The sequence below is a fragment of the Undibacterium sp. 5I2 genome, from assembly GCF_035019605.1.
GTDB lineage: Bacteria > Pseudomonadota > Gammaproteobacteria > Burkholderiales > Burkholderiaceae_D > Undibacterium.
The window spans coordinates 32,574-50,553 of sequence record NZ_JASJVS010000029.1 but is presented as its reverse complement, the minus strand read 5'-3'; the positions used below and the strand labels follow the sequence as shown (position 1 = coordinate 50,553).

The 17,980-nt window shown below is 52.3% G+C and carries 16 protein-coding genes and 1 tRNA gene; 5 read left to right on the top strand and 12 right to left on the bottom strand.

The annotated features are described in order from the left end of the window. The first annotated feature begins 194 nt into the window (after positions 1-194). Positions 195-1,799, top strand: a complete 1,605-nt coding sequence (locus QN359_RS11805; protein ID WP_322247534.1) for an NAD(P)/FAD-dependent oxidoreductase — start codon at positions 195-197, stop codon at positions 1,797-1,799. Positions 1,800-1,874: 75 nt separating this feature from the next. On the opposite strand, the gene QN359_RS11800 is transcribed toward QN359_RS11805, so the two are convergent. Beyond that, positions 1,875-2,702 carry an HDOD domain-containing protein gene (locus QN359_RS11800; RefSeq protein WP_322247533.1) on the bottom strand — a complete coding sequence of 276 codons (828 nt, stop codon included), beginning with the start codon at positions 2,700-2,702 and terminating at the stop codon, positions 1,875-1,877. 98 nt (positions 2,703-2,800) lie between these two features. Here QN359_RS11800 and QN359_RS11795 point away from each other — a divergent pair, with 98 nt between their 5' ends. Continuing rightward, complete coding sequence (locus QN359_RS11795) at positions 2,801-3,100, top strand: hypothetical protein (RefSeq protein WP_322247532.1); 300 nt, start codon at positions 2,801-2,803, stop codon at positions 3,098-3,100. A gap of 100 nt (positions 3,101-3,200) precedes the next feature. Here QN359_RS11795 and ntrC read toward each other — a convergent pair whose 3' ends face one another. From ntrC to glnA, 4 genes are all read right to left on the bottom strand, one after another. Continuing rightward, the gene (gene ntrC / locus QN359_RS11790; RefSeq protein WP_322247531.1) at positions 3,201-4,682 is read right to left on the bottom strand and encodes a nitrogen regulation protein NR(I); all 1,482 of its coding nucleotides are present in this window, start codon (positions 4,680-4,682) and stop codon (positions 3,201-3,203) included. A gap of 76 nt (positions 4,683-4,758) precedes the next feature. Then, positions 4,759-5,838 carry a nitrogen regulation protein NR(II) gene (glnL, locus tag QN359_RS11785; RefSeq protein ID WP_322247530.1) on the bottom strand — a complete coding sequence of 360 codons (1,080 nt, stop codon included), beginning with the start codon at positions 5,836-5,838 and terminating at the stop codon, positions 4,759-4,761. A 121-nt stretch (positions 5,839-5,959) separates the two neighbouring features. Beyond that, positions 5,960-6,439 carry a DUF4124 domain-containing protein gene (locus tag QN359_RS11780; RefSeq protein WP_322247529.1) on the bottom strand — a complete coding sequence of 160 codons (480 nt, stop codon included), beginning with the start codon at positions 6,437-6,439 and terminating at the stop codon, positions 5,960-5,962. Positions 6,440-6,582: 143 nt separating this feature from the next. Next, positions 6,583-7,998: a type I glutamate--ammonia ligase gene (gene glnA, locus QN359_RS11775; RefSeq protein WP_322247528.1), complete on the bottom strand. Its 1,416-nt coding sequence runs from the start codon at positions 7,996-7,998 to the stop codon at positions 6,583-6,585. A 687-nt stretch (positions 7,999-8,685) separates the two neighbouring features. Between glnA and QN359_RS11770 the strand changes: the two genes are divergently transcribed. From QN359_RS11770 to QN359_RS11760, 3 genes are all read left to right on the top strand, one after another. Then, on the top strand, positions 8,686-11,643 hold the full coding sequence (locus QN359_RS11770) for an EAL domain-containing protein (protein ID WP_322247527.1): 2,958 nt from the start codon (positions 8,686-8,688) through the stop codon (positions 11,641-11,643). Positions 11,644-11,686: 43 nt separating this feature from the next. Further along, on the top strand, positions 11,687-12,151 hold the full coding sequence (locus tag QN359_RS11765) for a rhodanese-like domain-containing protein (RefSeq protein ID WP_322247526.1): 465 nt from the start codon (positions 11,687-11,689) through the stop codon (positions 12,149-12,151). Positions 12,152-12,245: 94 nt separating this feature from the next. Then, positions 12,246-12,336, top strand: a tRNA-Ser gene (locus QN359_RS11760). Between the two features lie 413 nt (positions 12,337-12,749). Here the strand turns inward: QN359_RS11760 and QN359_RS11755 are convergent. From QN359_RS11755 to QN359_RS11725, 7 genes are all read right to left on the bottom strand, one after another. Next, complete coding sequence (locus QN359_RS11755; protein WP_322247525.1) at positions 12,750-13,031, bottom strand: type II toxin-antitoxin system RelE/ParE family toxin; 282 nt, start codon at positions 13,029-13,031, stop codon at positions 12,750-12,752. Beyond that, a complete protein-coding gene (locus QN359_RS11750) occupies positions 13,021-13,269 on the bottom strand; it encodes a type II toxin-antitoxin system Phd/YefM family antitoxin (protein ID WP_322247524.1) in 249 nt (82 codons plus the stop codon). Before QN359_RS11750 ends, QN359_RS11755 begins: the two co-directional genes overlap by 11 nt. 779 nt (positions 13,270-14,048) lie before the next feature. Continuing rightward, positions 14,049-15,959 carry a hypothetical protein gene (locus tag QN359_RS11745; RefSeq protein WP_322247523.1) on the bottom strand — a complete coding sequence of 637 codons (1,911 nt, stop codon included), beginning with the start codon at positions 15,957-15,959 and terminating at the stop codon, positions 14,049-14,051. Positions 15,960-15,983: 24 nt separating this feature from the next. Further along, entirely contained in the window at positions 15,984-16,748 is a 765-nt protein-coding gene (locus QN359_RS11740) for a metallophosphoesterase family protein (RefSeq protein WP_322247522.1), read from the bottom strand. 244 nt (positions 16,749-16,992) lie between these two features. Further along, positions 16,993-17,139, bottom strand: a complete 147-nt coding sequence (locus QN359_RS11735; protein ID WP_322247521.1) for a lmo0937 family membrane protein — start codon at positions 17,137-17,139, stop codon at positions 16,993-16,995. A 57-nt stretch (positions 17,140-17,196) separates the two neighbouring features. Beyond that, entirely contained in the window at positions 17,197-17,415 is a 219-nt protein-coding gene (locus QN359_RS11730) for a glycine zipper 2TM domain-containing protein (protein ID WP_322247520.1), read from the bottom strand. A 37-nt stretch (positions 17,416-17,452) separates the two neighbouring features. After that, positions 17,453-17,914 (bottom strand): BON domain-containing protein, encoded by a 462-nt coding sequence (locus QN359_RS11725; protein ID WP_322247519.1) that lies wholly within the window; start codon positions 17,912-17,914, stop codon positions 17,453-17,455. Between the last annotated feature and the right edge of the window lie 66 nt (positions 17,915-17,980).

Below are 17,980 nucleotides of genomic sequence, written 5' to 3'. Positions count from 1 at the left end.
CCGGGGTAAGACGCTTGCCTTGTTGCTATCTCGCTGCACTCGTCAGCGGGAGTCGGACTATAGCAAGCGCAGGCGGGCAGCGCAAGGGGGTGATGTAAATAATTTATCCTCGGCCTATCGTGGGAGTGCGTGCTTAACGGGTAAAATACGCTATTTACGCAGCAAGCAGCGGCTTTTCGGATAGACCTATATATATGTTACGCATTACTGATTTACAGTTACCACTTAATCACTCTGAGTCGGCGATTCAAGACGCCATCCTTTCACAGTTGTCGATGGACGCACAGGAGCTGGTGAGCTTTTCTGTTTTTCGCCGCAGCTATGATGCGCGCAAGAAAACCGCAATCGTGATGATTTATACCGTCGATTTAAGTACGACCGATGATGAAAAATTCCTGACCCGCTTCAAAGACAGAGCCAATCTGACGGTGACGCCCGATACCAGCTATCACTTTGTCGCCCACGCCGATAGCCGCGCCTTCGAACGTCCGGTGGTGGTCGGCTTCGGACCTTGCGGTCTGTTCGCTGCCCTGCTGCTGGCAGAAATGGGCTATTGCCCTATCGTGCTTGAGCGCGGTAAGAATGTACGGGAGCGGACTAAGGATACCTGGGGCCTGTGGCGTAATCGCGCCCTCAAGCCGGAATCGAATGTGCAATTCGGTGAAGGTGGTGCCGGCACTTTTTCCGACGGTAAGTTATACAGCCAAATTAAAGATCCCAAGCATTACGGCCGCAAGGTATTGACTGAGTTTGTGAAGGCTGGCGCGCCGGAAGAAATTCTGTATGTCAATAAACCACATATCGGCACTTTCCGTCTGGTTAAAATGATCGAACAGATGCGCCATCAGATCGAAGCCTTGGGTGGTGAAATTCGCTTTGAACAAAAAGTAAATGACATCGATATTCGCCATGGACAGGTACACGGTTTGCATGTCAATGAGGGCGAGTACATCGCCAGCCGCCATGTCGTGCTGGCGATCGGCCACAGTGCACGCGATACCTTCGAAATGCTGCATGCGCGTGGCGTGTATATAGAAGCGAAGCCATTTTCGGTGGGCTTTCGCATCGAGCACCCGCAATCGGTGATTGATCAGGCGCGTTTCGGCCCCAATGCCGGCAATGCTTTACTTGGTGCGGCAGACTATAAGCTGGTACATCATGCCAGCAATGGTCGTTCGGTTTACAGTTTTTGTATGTGCCCGGGCGGTACGGTGGTGGCGGCAGCCTCGGAGCCCGGTCGCCTGGTCACGAATGGCATGAGTCAGTATTCGCGCAATGAGCGCAATGCAAACAGTGCGATTGTGGTCGGTATCACGCCCGAGGATTATCCTGGCCATCCGCTGGCTGGTATCGCGTTTCAACGTGCGCTGGAAGAACGCGCGTATGCGATGGGCGGTGAAAATTACAATGCGCCGGGACAGTTGATTGGCGACTTCCTCAAAGGGCGCACATCGACCGAGCTCGGCGCGGTGACTCCTTCGTATCAGCCGGGCGTGACGCTGGTCGACTTGGCGGCGGCCTTGCCCGATTTTGCGATTGCCGCGATTCGCGAAGCCATCGTGGCTTTCGATAGAAAAATCAAAGGCTTTTCGATGAACGATGGGATGTTGACTGGCGTGGAAACGCGCACGTCTTCACCGATACGTATCAAACGCAAGGACGATGACCTGCAAAGCCTCAATACCAAAGGCCTCTACCCTGCCGGCGAAGGCGCCGGGTATGCCGGTGGGATTTTGTCAGCCGGCGTGGATGGCATTCGGGTGGCCGAAGCGGTGGCGCTCGATCTGGCGCGCGCGTAAGACTGCGCCGTCGTTGGCGCAGCAGGTTTAAAAAAAGCCGCGATGCAGATCGCGGCTTTTTTTGCGCCGGCAGTCTCAGTTAAGCAAGTCTTCCAAACCGGCGCTGAGTTCACTCAAGGGAGGCATCTGTTCCAGCATCAATTCAGGTTTGATACCTATTTTTTGCGCGACTTCGGTCGGAAAGGTTGCGGCGCATTCTTCCGGGGTGTAAGCACTTTCTTCGGCACGGGCACGCCAAGCTGCCAAATGGACGATGGCAGCGGGAATATCCAGACTGGCATGCTGCAAAGGTTCGGCGCAGGCTTCGATGGCAACCGAAAACGCTTCCGGAAAACGCCAGCGCTTGGCCAGCTCGGCACCGACATCGTAGAAATCGTATCCGAAGGAAGTTTTTTCCACATCACTGCGGCGGGCATCGAGCGGCCCGGCGATTTTATCTATCTGCAGCATCTGCTCCGGCATTCCGGCATGCATGACGAGTTGGCCAATCGCATGCATCAGACCAACGGTAAAGGCAAAATCTGAATTGCCGCGCACTTGTTTGGCCAGCCATTTGGAGACGACCGCAGTGTATAAGCTGTAACGCCAGAACCGTTTCAAATCGACCCCGGGCATGGATTTAAAACCACCAGTTAAACCGCTGCTGATGACCAGCGTGCGTACGGTCATAAAACCGAGCATGAGCACCGCATCATCGACCGTGCCGATACTGCGTGAAGCGTGATAATAGGAGGAGTTTGCCAGTCGCAGCAGTTTGGCGCTCAAGACTAAATCGGCCGAGAGCTTACGTGCGACTTCGTCAATCGAGACGCTGTCATTATTAAAGCTATCAATGACTTCTTGAACCACTTTGGGTATCGATGGCAAAGCATTTTGCTGCTGAAACAAAGTATCTATCTTCATGGGAAGCATCTCCGATAGGAAGGGGACAGCAAAAATGGATATGATAGAAGCACATCCGGCGCCAAGCTGCTCCGGAATCACAGGCATACCTGCTGTTAATGATGATACTCTGTTACGACTACGCGCCAGCTTTTTTCTGCAAAAAATCGTTAAAATTTGATTTATACGCAACTGTGCGGAGCGCAAGCTCCGCACAGTTGGCTGGTTCAACAACTAAATGGATCGTCGCAAAAGCCTGGCAGACGCTATTTACACCTAAAACACCGCATACCGCGTCTTTCCCGCATGCTTTTGGCGGGAACCCAGTGTCGTTTTTAACACTGAAAACATCATCATTTCTGGCATTTTCAGTTAAGCACGAACGCCGCTGGGTTCCTGCCAAAAGCGCGCAGGAATGACGTGGCCACCAGTTGGGGTAATGATACCGACTCAATACCCTTTTGCGACAGCCTCTGAAGGCCGGGGTTTCAAGCCCTAGTCAGATTTTTGATGATACGTTCAATCGTCTTTGACGCCGTCTATACCCAGCTCTTGAATTTTTCTCGTGATGGTATTGCGCCCGATTCCCAGACGGATCGCCGCATCATTTTTACGGCCATGCGTGAATTTCAGCGCCGCCTTGATCACGACAGCTTCGAAACTGCGCTCCAGTTGGACAATGACATCGGCTTGTCCATCAACCAACATGGCACTGGCGGTTTCTTCTAAGAGCGCGAGCCAGTTAGCGGCAGCTGGCAGCTTGCTTTGCACGGCTTGGGCTGGTGCCAGCACCTGCTCAGGCGCGCCAACGCTGCTTCTGATTTCGGCGTAAGCGTTGCCGGACACGGCCACCGGCAGCAAGTCGGGCGGTAAATCGAGAATTTCGACGGTTTGACCGGGTGCCATGACGGTAATCCAGTTACACAGGTTTTCGAGCTGCCTGACATTGCCGGGAAAATCCAGCCCGGCCAAAAACTGCAGGGCCGATTCCGACAGGCGCTTGGCATCGACACCGAGTTGCTTGGCACTTTGCGCCAGGAAAAATTTCGCCAGTAAAGGAATATCTTCGCGCCGCTCACGCAAGCTGGGCAAACGCAGGCGAATGACATTGAGACGGTGATACAAATCTTCGCGGAACAAGCCTTCGCGCACACGCGATTCGAGGTTTTGGTGGGTGGCCGCGATGACACGGACATTGGCTTTCATCGGCTGGTGACCGCCGACGCGGTAGAAGTGTCCGTCCGACAGCACGCGCAGTAAGCGGGTTTGTAAGTCAAACGGCATATCGCCGATTTCATCGAGAAACAGAGTACCGCCTTCGGCTTGCTCAAAGCGGCCACGTCGGGTGGTCTGGGCACCGGTAAAGGCACCACGCTCGTGACCGAACAGTTCGGATTCGAGCAAGTCTTTCGGAATCGCCGCGGTATTCAGCGCGATGAACGGTTGTGCCGTGCGCGGACTGTGCTTATGCAGGGCACGGGCAACCAATTCTTTACCACTGCCGGATTCGCCGGTGATGAGTACGGTGACATTCGATTGCGACAAGCGGCCGATGGCGCGAAACACATCCTGCATCGCCGGGGCCTGACCGAGTATTTCGGGGGTTTCGGAAATGGTTTGCTCGACACTCGATTCGCGCAAGCTTTCATCGAGCGCACGCCGTATCAGTTCGACCGCTTTATCGAGATCAAAGGGTTTGGCCAAGTATTCGAAGGCACCGCCCTGAAATGCAGCAACTGCCGAATCGAGATCGGAAAATGCGGTCATGATGATGACCGGCAGGCCAGGATGCTTGGCTTTGACGGTCTGTAGCAATTCCAAACCGGAAGCACCATGCATGCGTATATCGGAAACCAAGACTTGCGGCGTATCGGTTTGCAAGGCATTCATGGCGTCGCGTGCATTGGTAAAGCTTTTGGTGACGAGGTTTTCACGCGCCAAGGCTTTTTCAATTACCCAGCGTATTGAATCATCGTCGTCGACTATCCAGATTGGTTTCATAGTGTCTTATCTTCTGTTTTTACATCATTCATTCAATGACGGCGCTTGTGGCACCCTCCACTTTCCCACGCTTCTTTTAAGGCAGCGGGATCAGGATTCTGAAATCGGTCAAGCCGGGCCGGCTTTCGCATTCGATCACACCCATATGCTGGTCAACAAAGGTCTGCGCCAAAGTGAGGCCCAGTCCACTGCCACCATCGCGCCCCGAAACTAAAGGATAAAAAATGCGGTTGCGAATCTCAGGCGGAATTCCAGGTCCGTTATCAATGATATGCAAGTCTAATGCCAGCCTGTAACGCACCTTGGCCAGCGTGATCTGGCGCAGCACGCGCGTCTTGAAGGTGAGCGTGGCGTCGCCGTCGCGGATACGCTCAGCCAAGGCTTGCGCCGCATTGTGGGCGATATTGAGTACGGATTGGATCAATTGCTCTTTATCGCCGCGAAATTCCGGAATCGATAAGTCGTAATCGCGTTCGATTCTCAGGCCCTGCGGGAATTCTGCCACGATCAAGCTGCGCACCCGCTCGCATACTTCATGGATATTGACATCACCAACGATGTGCGGGCGCCGGTGCGGTGCCAACAAACGGTCGACCAAGGTTTGCAGGCGATCGGCTTCTTTGATGATGACTTGGGTATATTCGCGTAACTCTTTGAGCTGCCGCTCAGGCAATTCCATTTCCAACAATTGCGCCGCACCGCGTATGCCACCGAGTGGGTTTTTGATTTCATGCGCGAGATTACGGATCAATTCTTTATTGGCCTTGCTTTGATCGAGCATGCGTTCTTCACGATCAAGCTTCAATTGCTGTACATTTTCGCGTAACTCTATGAGTACTGGCACTTCTTCGCTGTCGAGCGCGGTGACGATGCTGTGCACGTGTAAGGCATCGCGACCGGGACGCTCGAGCGTCAGATCTTGGCGTTTATCGGCAAATTGGTGTTCACGAGCTTGCTGAAACACTTGCAAGAACTCTTCACAATTGGGGAATAAGTCAGTCAATTTTTGTTGGCTCAGGGCTTTGAGCGAGCTGTCGAGCAAGCTTTCGGCAGCGGCGTTGGCAAAGACTATTCCGCCTTCGGCATTGAGCACGAGGACGGCGGAGGTCAGCAGGTCGAGACCACTGAAGGAGGAATCAAGATTTTTCAATGTCATCACAAAAAAAAAGGAACCGCCTATGAAAAAAGGCCGCATACAGCGACCTTACGCAAACATCATGCCCACTAACAGCGCATGGCTATGCGCGCGGGACTGGTATTTCCTTACTACCTCAGTACTATTTTAAATTATTCAATTCACGCTGCAGCGCTTCGACGTTCTTTTCGGTGCGACTGACATTATCTTTCATCATAATGGTGCGTTCTTGGTATTTGGCGAAGTTACGTTCACTGCCGAGACGCTCGGGTTCGCCATTGTTGTAGTCTTTTTTGAGCCCTGTCAGCTTGAGCTGTTCAGCTTTAAGCTCGTCTTGCAGTATCTGTTTACGGTCTGAGTCGCGGGCTTTTTGCGTGCCTTCATCCACTTTAGGGAAGTCAGCCGGGCTGGAAGCCGATTTGGCCTGACTCTTTTTAATTGGCGGCGGTGCCGGCACGACGGTAATGCCAGGCAGATCGATACGACGACAGCCTTTAGTGGTACCGGTGTTTTTATATTCTTTCTTACCCGTATCGTCTACGCACAGAAACACTTCGGTCTGCGCATGTGCGATGCCTTCCATGGTGAGCAAAACAATAATGCCGGTCAATAATCGCTTCATATTCAATCAATAGTCAGAAACAGACTGCTAGTGTATGTCAAGCGGCGTCCGCACACAATTCAAGCTTACCAGCGGTAACAATTGCCGGGGTGTGTAGACGTAAAAAAAGCGGGGTTGCCCCCGCTTTTTTTAATTTCCTACTCTTACAGAGAGTAGTACATGTCGAATTCAACCGGATGGGTTGTCATGCGCATGCGTTGTACGTCTTGCATTTTCAATTCGATGTAAGCATCGATCATGCTGTCGCTGAAAACACCACCACGCGTCAAGAATTCGCGGTCATTGTTGAGCGATTCGAGCGCTTCTTCGAGGGAAGAACACACGGTCGGGATCAAGGCGTCTTCTTCTGGTGGCAAATGGTAAAGATCTTTCGTGGCAGCTTCGCCTGGATGGATCTTGTTTTGAACACCGTCAAGACCCGCCATCATCAGTGCGGAGAAGCACAGGTATGGGTTAGCCAGTGGATCTGGGAAGCGCGCTTCGACGCGACGACCTTTAGGGTTGGCAACGTAAGGAATACGGATGGAAGCCGAACGGTTACGTGCCGAGTAAGCCAATTTAACCGGTGCTTCATAGCCTGGAACCAAACGTTTGTACGAGTTGGTACCTGGATTGGTGATCGCATTGAGTGCTTTGGCATGCTTGATGATGCCGCCGATGTAATACAGTGCGAAGTCGGACAGACCGGCATAGCCGTCGCCAGCGAACAGATTTTTACCGTCTTTCCAGATCGATTGATGCACATGCATACCCGAACCGTTGTCGCCAACGATAGGCTTAGGCATGAACGTCGCTGTTTTACCATAGGTGTGAGCGACATTCCAGACTACATATTTCAGATTTTGTGTCCAGTCGGCGCGTTCTACCAGGGTCGAAAATTTAGTACCGATTTCATTTTGACCGGCACCAGCGACTTCATGGTGATGCACTTCGACAGGGATGCCGAGCGATTCGAGGATCAGGCACATTTCCGAACGCATGTCTTGGAAGCTGTCGACTGGTGGAACTGGGAAGTAACCGCCTTTGACCACCGGACGATGACCGGTGTTGCCGCCTTCGATTTTTTCGCCACTGCTCCACGATGCTTCATTGGAATCAATCTTGACGAAACAGCCAGACATATCGACTTTCCAACGGACGCCGTCGAAAATGAAGAATTCTGGTTCTGGACCGAAGTAAGCAGTGTCACCGATACCGGAGGATTTCAAATACGCTTCAGCGCGTTTGGCGATGGAACGTGGATCACGGTCGTAACCTTTGCCATCGGATGGCTCGATCACGTCACATTGCATGAACAATGTGGTTTCTTCCATGAATGGATCGATGTTGGCGGTATTCGGATCCGGCATCAACAACATATCGGAAGCTTCAATGCCTTTCCAGCCAGCGATGGAGGAACCGTCGAATGCGTGACCGGATTCGAATTTATCCATATCGAACTGAGAAACTGGAACAGTTACGTGCTGTTCTTTGCCTCGTGTATCAGCAAAGCGAAAATCAACGAATTTTACTTCGTTGTCTTTCGCCATTTTCAAGACTTCTGCGGCTGTCATTGCCATGTGAAACTCCTCAAGTAGCGCTAAAAATAAATTCGGAAATAAGTCATACCAAGGTAGGCGCAATAAACTACGCACCTGATAGGAAAAAAAGCCGAGCCCGGCCTCTGGCATCACGGTACCGCAAGCGCGCAGGAGAAAACCTGCGCTGCAGCACCGGCATGGATCTGAGGGCTGAACTCAATTAAGGATGATAGCAGAAACTATGCCACCTTCCGGTCTGCGCATAAACAAATACAGTTTTTGCTAAATCCTTGTTTTGCATACTGTTTCATGCAAGGATGATTGCACCACTGCATATTGGCAAGCACCACAGCAGAGCACCAAGATAGTGCAACTTTGCTCTTTGCGCATTTATTTGGTGCGAAAACAAATTTTATCTGGAAAAACTCCTTTTTTTGGTGCGCACCAATAAATCGATAGCCCATCCTCGAATTGGACATCTAAGTTTCCCCAAAGATACATAATTATATTAAAATTAATTTTTATGTGTTCATTGATCCACATCAGCTACTGTCTGAATAGGGTAATAATGAGATTGACTCGCATTTAGCTGTTAGCTATCGTTGAGACACTGTTCTGCATTGCCCTCAAAGATACACTGCCATGCGGTTTTATTGCAAATAGAACCATAAAAAACGTGGATTAAGTTCGTGTGACTTTCATCATTTCGCTTTCCCTACTCTTATCATGCCGCGATTCTTTCGTCAGTTTGTCACCAACCCGCTGTTTTGCGCCGCACTGGTTTTTTGCGGCGCATCGGCAGTTGGTCTGCACCTGATCGAGCAATTAAACCAAGCACGACAGAACGAAGCGCTGGCAAGCACCAATGAATTGGCCACCCTGCAGGCGCGCGCACTGGAACATAAGATCATGCAAGCCCTGTCGGCCACCTATGCGGTCGCGGCGCTGGTGCATGAACAACATGGTATGGTGACGAATTTCGAGAGCTTCGCCAGCCGGATCTTGGTTTATCAACCCGATATTTTGGCATTTTATCTGGCACCCGATGGCATTACGCGCGAAGTCGTACCGAGCGCTTGGCGCACGATCGGCTTGGGCATTAACCTGTTGACCGATCCGCTACGTGGAGCAGAAGCCCAACTGGCAAAAAATACCGGTCAATTGAGCCTGGCCGGCCCGTTCACGCTGTCACGCGGCGATGTCGGTGTGGTCGGACGCTTACCAGTGTTTTTGAACCTCGAACATGGCGAGAGAAAATTCTGGGGCCTGGTAACGGTGGTGATTTCAGTGCCTGAATTGTTGAAAAAAACCGGACTGGCTGCGCTCGCTGCGCGTGGTCATGAATATCAATTGTGGCGCAATAATCCCGGCACCGGCCTGCCTCAGATAATCGATCAAAGCAAAGCCTACCAAGCACAGTATATTGCGCGGCAAACCTTGAACCTGCCGAACAGTATCTGGACCTTGGATGTGATGAGTGCCGGCAGCAAGGCTGAGGGATGGGTACAGGCTGGGCAAATCGGCGCGGCACTGTTGTTCGCCTTGCTGCTGGCGGCCTTGGTAAGACTGGTGTTAGAGGCGCGCATACAGCAGCGCCGCATGGAAAAAACGATTACCGACCGCACCGCCGAGCTGGCGCTGCGCGAATCCGATCTGTGCCGGGCGCAAATGATTTCGCGTACCGGTAGCTGGATCAATTACGCCGGCAGTTTGGACATGGAATGTTCGGACGAAGCCCGTCGCATCTGGGGTATCACCGCCGGCACACGGATAAACCGCGATTTGGTGATCGATCAAATTCACCCACTGGACCGCGAACGCATCCTGCAGCTGTGGCAAGAAAGTTTGGCGGGCGAACGCTATGAGGTGGAATACAGACTGCTGATTGATGGTGAAATTCGCTGGGTCTTGTCGCAAGTAGAGCTGGACAGGGGTCGTGATGGTCTCATCGTGCGGCGCATCGGTGTATTGCAAGATATGACAGAACGTAAGCGTATCGAAGCCGATTTGCAAATTGCCGCCATTGCCTTCGAAGGCCAAGAGGGTATGGTGATTACCGACGAACATCGTACTATCTTACGCGTCAACCAGGCGTTTTCGCGCATGACCGGTTACTCACGCGAGGAAGCGCTGGGCCAGAGCACGCGCTTATTGAAGTCGGGAATGCATGGCAGCAGTTACTACCAAGACATGTCGACACAGCTGGACGAATACGGTTACTGGCAGGGAGAAATCTGGAACCGCCGTAAAAACGGTGAAATTTATCCGGAGTGGCTGACGATTACGGCAGTCAAAGCCAAGGATGGCAAGCCGATTCATTACGTCGCGGCGATGCAAGATATTACCCAGCGCAAAGCGACCGAAGCCAAGCTTGAACATCTGGCCTATCATGATCCATTAACTGGCCTGGCCAATCGACGCCTATTGCTCGATCGTTTACAGCATGGTTTGGCCAGCAATTCACGCAATCTGCGACATGGCGCGGTCTTGTTTCTCGATCTCGATAATTTCAAGACGATAAACGATATTCACGGTCATGCTACCGGCGACCTACTGCTGCAGCAGGTTGCTCTACGACTGGCGCAAAACATCAGCAAGGGTGATACGCTGGCGCGCATCGGTGGCGATGAGTTCGCCTTGATTCTGGAAAACCTCAGCGATCAAATCGGGCCGACCGCAATCATGGCCAAAACCAACGCCACCAATATACTCGAACAATTAAAACTGCCCTACTGGATTGATGGGCATGACTATCACACCAGCGCCAGCATAGGAATACAATTATTCAACGGCGACAGTAGCTCGGCTGAGGAATTACTCAAGCAAGTAGAAGTGGCGATGTATCAAGCCAAAGCCGAAGATGGCAGTCATGTGCGCTTCTTCGATCCGCACATGCTCAGCATGGTGACGGCGCGCGCGACCATGGAAGCGGATATGCGTTGCGGTTTGAGTGAGAACCAATTTATTTTGTATTATCAACCGCAAGTTAATAGCGCCGGCCATACCATCGGTGCTGAAGCACTGGTACGCTGGCAGCATCCGCACAAGGGCATGATTGCACCGGCCGATTTCATTCCCTTAGCGGAAGAATCGGGCTTGATCATCCCGCTTGGTACTTGGGTGTTGCAGGCGGCATGTAAAAAATTGCGGCTGTGGGAGAATGATCCGGCCACCGCTGAGCTGACGATGGCGGTCAATGTCAGCGCGCGCCAGTTCCGGCAAGCCGATTTTGTCGCGATCGTGCTGACGACGATACAGCAGACTGCGATCTCCGCTTGCAAGCTGAAACTCGAATTGACAGAAAGTTTATTGGTAGAAAATATAGAAGAGACGATACAGAAGATGAATCAGTTGAAATCGCACGGAGTGTGTTTTTCGCTCGACGATTTTGGTACCGGCTATTCTTCACTCAGTTATCTGAAACGTTTGCCGCTCGATCAATTGAAGATAGACCAGTCTTTCGTGCGCGATATCTTGCTTGACCCGAATGATGCAGCCATTACGCGTACTATCATCGGCTTGGGCAAGAGCCTGGGCTTGGCGGTGATTGCCGAGGGGGTCGAAACCGAAGCACAACGCGCATTCTTGCAAAGTCAGGATTGCCATGCTTTTCAGGGGTATTTATTTGGTCGACCAGCACCGGAACTGCCCGCTCAATCTAACACTGCGCCGTTTCAGGCATAATTTTTCAGTCTTGTTCTATTTTTTGCTTTGAAAGGAAGATCCCATGTCTGAAGCCTTACGAATACAATTAGCCCGCACCGAGGGCTTGCAACAAGCCCTGCCCTATGCCGGCGCCCTCACTCCAGCCGACGCTTGGAGCGTTTTGCGCGAAGATCCGCGCATCTTGCTGATTGACGTACGTACCGCCGCCGAACGTGATTGGGTAGGACGGGTAGACATCGAGCCGACGCAGCATTTTTCGGTGCAGTGGTCCTTATATCCAGGCGGTATGCCAAATCCTGATTTCATGCAGCAATTACAAGCAATTAGCGCGCAACGCGACACCGTGCTGTTATTCCTATGCCGCTCCGGCGTTCGTTCGCGCCATGCGGCGAAATTAGCTCACGAACATGGTTACAGCGCTTGTTTTGATATTCTGCAGGGCTTTGAGGGTGACAAAGATGCTGCCGGCCATAGAAAAACCATCGGTGGCTGGTGCGCGCACGACTTACCATGGTTGGGCGCATGATTTCACTGGCAGCAACGCAAACACTTCCCTCAGCGCGAATAATTTGCTAGAATAGCGAGCTTCGTCGCCGTTGCAGTAATGCGGTTATGAAAAAGGAGAGATGGATGAGTGGTTTAAGTCACACGCCTGGAAAGCGTGCGTAGGTTCATAGCCTACCCGGGGTTCGAATCCCCGTTTCTCCGCCAAGAATATAAAAATACCCGCTTTAGCGGGTATTTTTTTGTTCGGAGAAAAGGGAGCCAAGAGTTTGGCTCCCGCCGGGGATTCGAAGGGGCGCGCTTACCAGCGCGCCAGCGGCCCGCGCCAGTGTGGGCGAATCCCCGTTTCTCCGCCAAGAATATAAAAATACCCGCTTTAGCGGGTATTTTTTTGTTCGGAGAAAAGGGAGCCAAGAGTTTGGCTCCCGCCGGGGATTCGAAGGGGCGCGCTTACCAGCGCGCCAGCGGCCCGCGCCGGTGTGGGCGAATCCCCGTTTCTCCGCCAGTATTTATAAGGCTCTCCACGTGAGAGCCTTATTTTTTGCGCTATTCGAACCGATTGCGCCTTCAACAACATTGACGAGATCCTGCATCAGTAAATTGCAATGCTCTGTCTTCAACTATCGTCTTGCAGCAGCCTGATAGACCGCATTTCGCTCTCGTTTGCCGACCGCGACCACAATCACAATGAGTTCACTATCACGTACTTCATAAACAAGCCTATAGCCAACACTCCGCAATTTAATTTTATATCGATCTTTGTGACCGCTTAGTTTAGCGGACGGCATACGAGGATTTGCCAGGCGTTCGGTTAACTTTGCTTTAAACTGCTCTCGTGTGCTGCTATCGAGTTTGCGCCACTCTTTTAGTGCATCCTCTAGAAAACCAAGTTCAAAGGTCATCGAGCGTGACTTTAACGATAGATTGACCCTCACGAGCATCAGCAATGGCGTTTAGCTCCAAGTCTTCAAGCTTGTCCATTAATGCTTCATAGGCTTTCGCCGGCACGCAATAAAAAGCTGGTTCATTCCGATTAAGAATAGCCACCGGAAAACCATCACCGGCAGCAACCGTGCCCATGGGGTTTTTCTTGAGTTCTGAAACACTTGCTGATGTTTCGGCTAGTATAAGATGTGTCATACACTACCAATCGAGTCATTTAAAGCACCAATAATAGCACCAATAATAGCACCAATAACAGCTCTTTACAAACAATGACTAAGCACACAATTATTAAAAAAACTTGCGCTAATAAGCGATCGTCAAGCCAATCAAATCAAGCACTTACAAGCCTTCAAATGTTGATTCAATAGCGCATGGAAGAAGATGCAAGTCCTTTATTCATGCGACTTTCCCAAGGATTGGCGCACAGGTTCATAGCCTACCCGGTATGGGCGAATCCCCGTTTCTCCGCCAAGAATAGTTTCAGAACGCCCCGCACAGACCCTGAAAGTCTCTGCGGGGCTTTTGTTTGTGGGGTGTTTGCCTCTCCTTGCGTCTCTGCGCGAACCAATCTGTTTCGCCCTGTATCATCAAAAATCTGACTAGGTTTGGAAATCCCGGCCCTCAGAGGCTGTCGCAAAAGCCTGATGGACGCTTTTTATATCTGAAACACCGCATACCTCGTCATTCCCGCATGCTTTTGGCGGGAACCCAGTGTCGTTTTCAGCGCTGAAAACACGATCATATCTGGCATTTTCAGTTAACCGCGAACGCCGCTGGGTTCCCGCCAAAAGCGCGCGGGAATGACGTGGCCACCAGTTAGGGTAATGATACCAACTGAAAACCCTTTTTGCGACAACCTCTGAAGGCCGGGATTTCCAACCCTAGTCAGATTTTTGATGATCCGCCGAAAGCGCGCGGGAACAACGTATCTGCCGGTTCAGGTAGTGATGCTGAATAAATAGCCGTTAAAATACTCATCCGGTCTGGCTTATCGCCTCAATTGCCAATAAAGCAGCCGAATAGGAACTCAATTCCACCATGGAAGAATCGAACGCGGTCTGCGCTGCCGTCAGCTGTGTTGTCACGATAGTGACATCATTGAGAGCCAGTTGATACTGGTGAGAGGCGTGGGCATAAGCTTGCTGCGACAAGGCGACAATACCGCGACTGTTTTGCGCTCGGCTGACGAGCTGTGTTACGTGTCCGTTTTCCAGCTCGCTGAAGCTGTGCGCTTGCTGCAAATTTACTTGCGCTGCATAAGTCGTTTGCAGTGCGATTAACGTCAGTGCGATGGCTGGAGCGGCATCGGTGCTGGCTTTGGCGAACCGAGCAAGCAAGATATCGGGAAGCAAGGGATTCATTTGCTTCTGTTGATTAACGGTTTGTGCCAGCTTGTCGGTGAATGCGATCGAGAAAATCAGTTTCTTCACCAGGTCCGACAAGTCGGCCGCGAGCTTGCTGATTTCTGTATTGGCTTGCTTGGTTTGTTGTGTCACTAACGCCAGCGTCGTCGCCACTTGTTGTAAGGGTGTGATCGCGCCTTTGACACTGTCCCTGAGTTTCAAGTGTTTCGACTGCTGCTGGTCCGCCTCATTCAACAACTCTTGCGCTTGCTGCAACTTCGCATTCAGTACGCTCAGTATTGCTTGGTTTTGTGCTACTTGGAAAGTCGCTTGTTTTACTTGATTGGCGATCTCGACACTGAGTGAAGGGCACGCCGGTATAAATGGCCGACTCGGTGCCGACAGCAAGGGTAAAAATTGATTGAGGTATTGTTGATATGCGAGCGCCAAACTGGTCAGCACCAAGGCTACGTAAGGCTGACCGGGAATGATGGGACGAGCTAAAGCATCCACCGTTAGCAGCACAGTAGCCTTCCGTATTCCGGCATGCTCGCTCGAAATCAGCTTTAACAATCCGCTTTCAGTGCTGCCGGCATCGCTGGATTGCAAAAGCAATTGCGTCGCTTGAGTAAGCGTAAAATTAACGGACTCCTCTTGTGGCAGCAGAATTAAATAATCATGTGGATCGGCGTCAGGAATGACGATCTTCGATATAGCTGTTGTGGTAAAAGCAGAACCAGGACTAAGCCAAGAGGAGAATTCGATGGTAATTTTACGCTCTGAAATCAGCTCGACATGCACGCCGCGATCCAATTGTCGACGCGCATTTCGGTATGTGAGTTCAATGGCACTCAGGCTGCCATCGGCTTGCTTAAGATTCGCTTGCGCTTGGCGCTCCGGCGCGGTCGCATCATGGACTGCTTGCTGGTCCGATGCATATGCGATGTTCAATTCGTTCAATGCAGCTTGTGTGGCATCGAGTATCGTGTCGATGGTCGACTTGGCAGACACGGTCATCACCAAGCATGCCGCTGCCACGATTTCTGCCGTACTGGCAGCAGCATGCATCGCCTGATTGCTCAGCGTATGCGCTTGGTTTGCGACCTCATTCATGAGGCTATTGGCCTGCGCGCTGTGCGTGTAGACCGCAGTTTCAGATAGCGACGCCGTAGCGATACTGAGGATGGTACCCAAATCTGAGGCCAGCAACGTGATCGCTTCTGATGATGCCTGAACATCTGCAGCAACGGCAGCCGCATCCGGTACGGCGGCGGCGATCAGCGACGCGGCCATGCTTACGCCACTCTGTGACTGCGCCAACTGATTGGCCATGCTCTCTACATGCTCATGAAGAGGCTGCCAATTGCACAGTTCTGCTGCCGTGGCAGCGAGCTTGTCACGCGCACTTCCGGAGGCATCCTGCGCCGCGTAAAGCACAGATTGCGCGGCGCTGTGTGCCATTTGCTGCTCCTGTTGTTGCTGATACATATAGGCTAAGCTTTGGATTACAGTCTGTCGCAGAGTTTCGGTATAGGCGTTCATAGTTAGCGATGTAAAAAAACAGTTCTACGGGGCTGGCTGTTGTGGCGCATTGCAGGGTTCGCAAAATCCACGGGTCAAGGGCGCGACCCAGTCAGCTCGTCCATGTGCCAGAGCCAAGGCGGCAGCGGCCTCCCAGTCGTAGCTAACGGCCAGCAGTTCGGCTTGCCAAGTACCACTGCCATCGTCGACCACTGCATAACGCGCATGGGGTGCGCCATTTTCAATACGATGTGGATAAGGCCGGATATCGCGGTAGGCTGGCAAGCCGACGCTGCCGGGATTGACGATCAAGCGGCCATCATCGAGGCGCACGACCCGCGGCACATGCGTATGGCCGCACAATATCAGGCTGACATCATCGACACCGGCACGGGCCAAAATTTCTTCTTGGGTGGCGGCACGACAGCCGCTGCTGGTGACGGTTTCCAGAAAATAAGTCAGATCGCTGCTCGGTGTGCCGTGCACCATGAGCACACGATCAAATTGCAAGGTGAGAGGTAAGGATGCCAGCCAGGCCAATTGGTCGGCGCGCAGTGTCGCCCGAGCATACAGGTCGGAAGCACCGAGTCGGGTGGTCTCGCCCTCGAGAATTTGGCGCTCATGATTACCGCGGATGGTAGGGAAATTACGTGCCATCAGACGATCGGCAGTTGCACACGGTTGCAATGCGCCAGAAAGGATGTCACCGAGATTAACGGTCAGATCGACTTGTTGGCGGTCGATGTCAGCCAGTACCGCATCGAGCGCGGCCAGATTGCCATGGATATCGGAAATGACGGCGATTTTCATCGAGCTGACTTTCTATGCCGCTGTCCCAATTCTACCCGGAGGCAGCGCGTCTCAAACGCGACAATACCGGTAGCACGGCGATGACGAGCAAATATGTATGAAGCCACCGATGGTATAGGATGTTATGAAGACTGGCAACCGGGGAACGACGCACAAGATCTACCGCAAAGAAAGGCACGGATGAAAGCGCAGTGAAATTGGCCGGTACCAATCATACTGCGCTTCAATCCGCGCGATCCGAAGTCTACAGGGAGGTGCCACTTATCAAGCGCAGTAATACCATGATCACGGCAATGACGAGCAAAATATGTATGAAACCGCCGATGGTATACGACGTCACGAGACCGAGCAACCAGAGAACGATTAATACGACTGCGATCGTATAGAGCATCATGTTTTCCTGTTTCAAAAGATGTTTTCTGCCTGACGGGTGTCAGACATCATCGCGCTATTTCGAACGAATCTGATTGCCAATCACACCGCCGACGGCAGCGCCGCCGACTGTGCCAACCGGACTGCCACCGGTCAGCACGGCACCGACTACAGCACCGGCAGTAGCGCCGATGGCAGTGCGTTCATCGCGTCGCGACATGCCGGCGCAAGCTGCTATGCTAAGCAGCAGGCCGAGCACGACGACATACCGAATGAGGATGGTAATACTGTTCATGACCTGACTCCTGAAACAGATGGGAAAGCGCTGCGATTTATTTCAGGCGCATCGTATTATTTACGGCGACAACACCTTTGACACGGCGTGCCAATTGGACGGCAGTGATGATATTTTCTTCGGAGCCGACGATGCCGCTCAATTGCACGGTACCTTTCATGGTCTCTACCTTGATTTCAGTAACCTTGAGTGTGGCGTCATTGAGTATCGCTGCCTTGACGCCGGCCGTGATGGCAGTGTCGTCGACATACTGGCCAGTACTTTCGCCGGCAGGCATCGCCGAGCGATCGGCGGCGCCAGCCATCGGGGCGGTGCCACTGCTTTCACTGCCAGGCATCGCAGGAGCAGGTGTTGCGGGACCAGGCGAGGCCGAACGATCGGCAGCGCCGACTACAGGTGCTGCCACCTTGCCATCACTGTTAGGCGTAGCGGAACAGGCACCGATTGATGTCAACATCAGTGCAGCGATCAGGGTACCGGTGAATTGAGTTTTTTTCATTTTGAAATCCTTAGCTGGGTTGAATCGAAAAGCATCTTGGTTTTATGCGGCGCAGTGTGCTGGTCA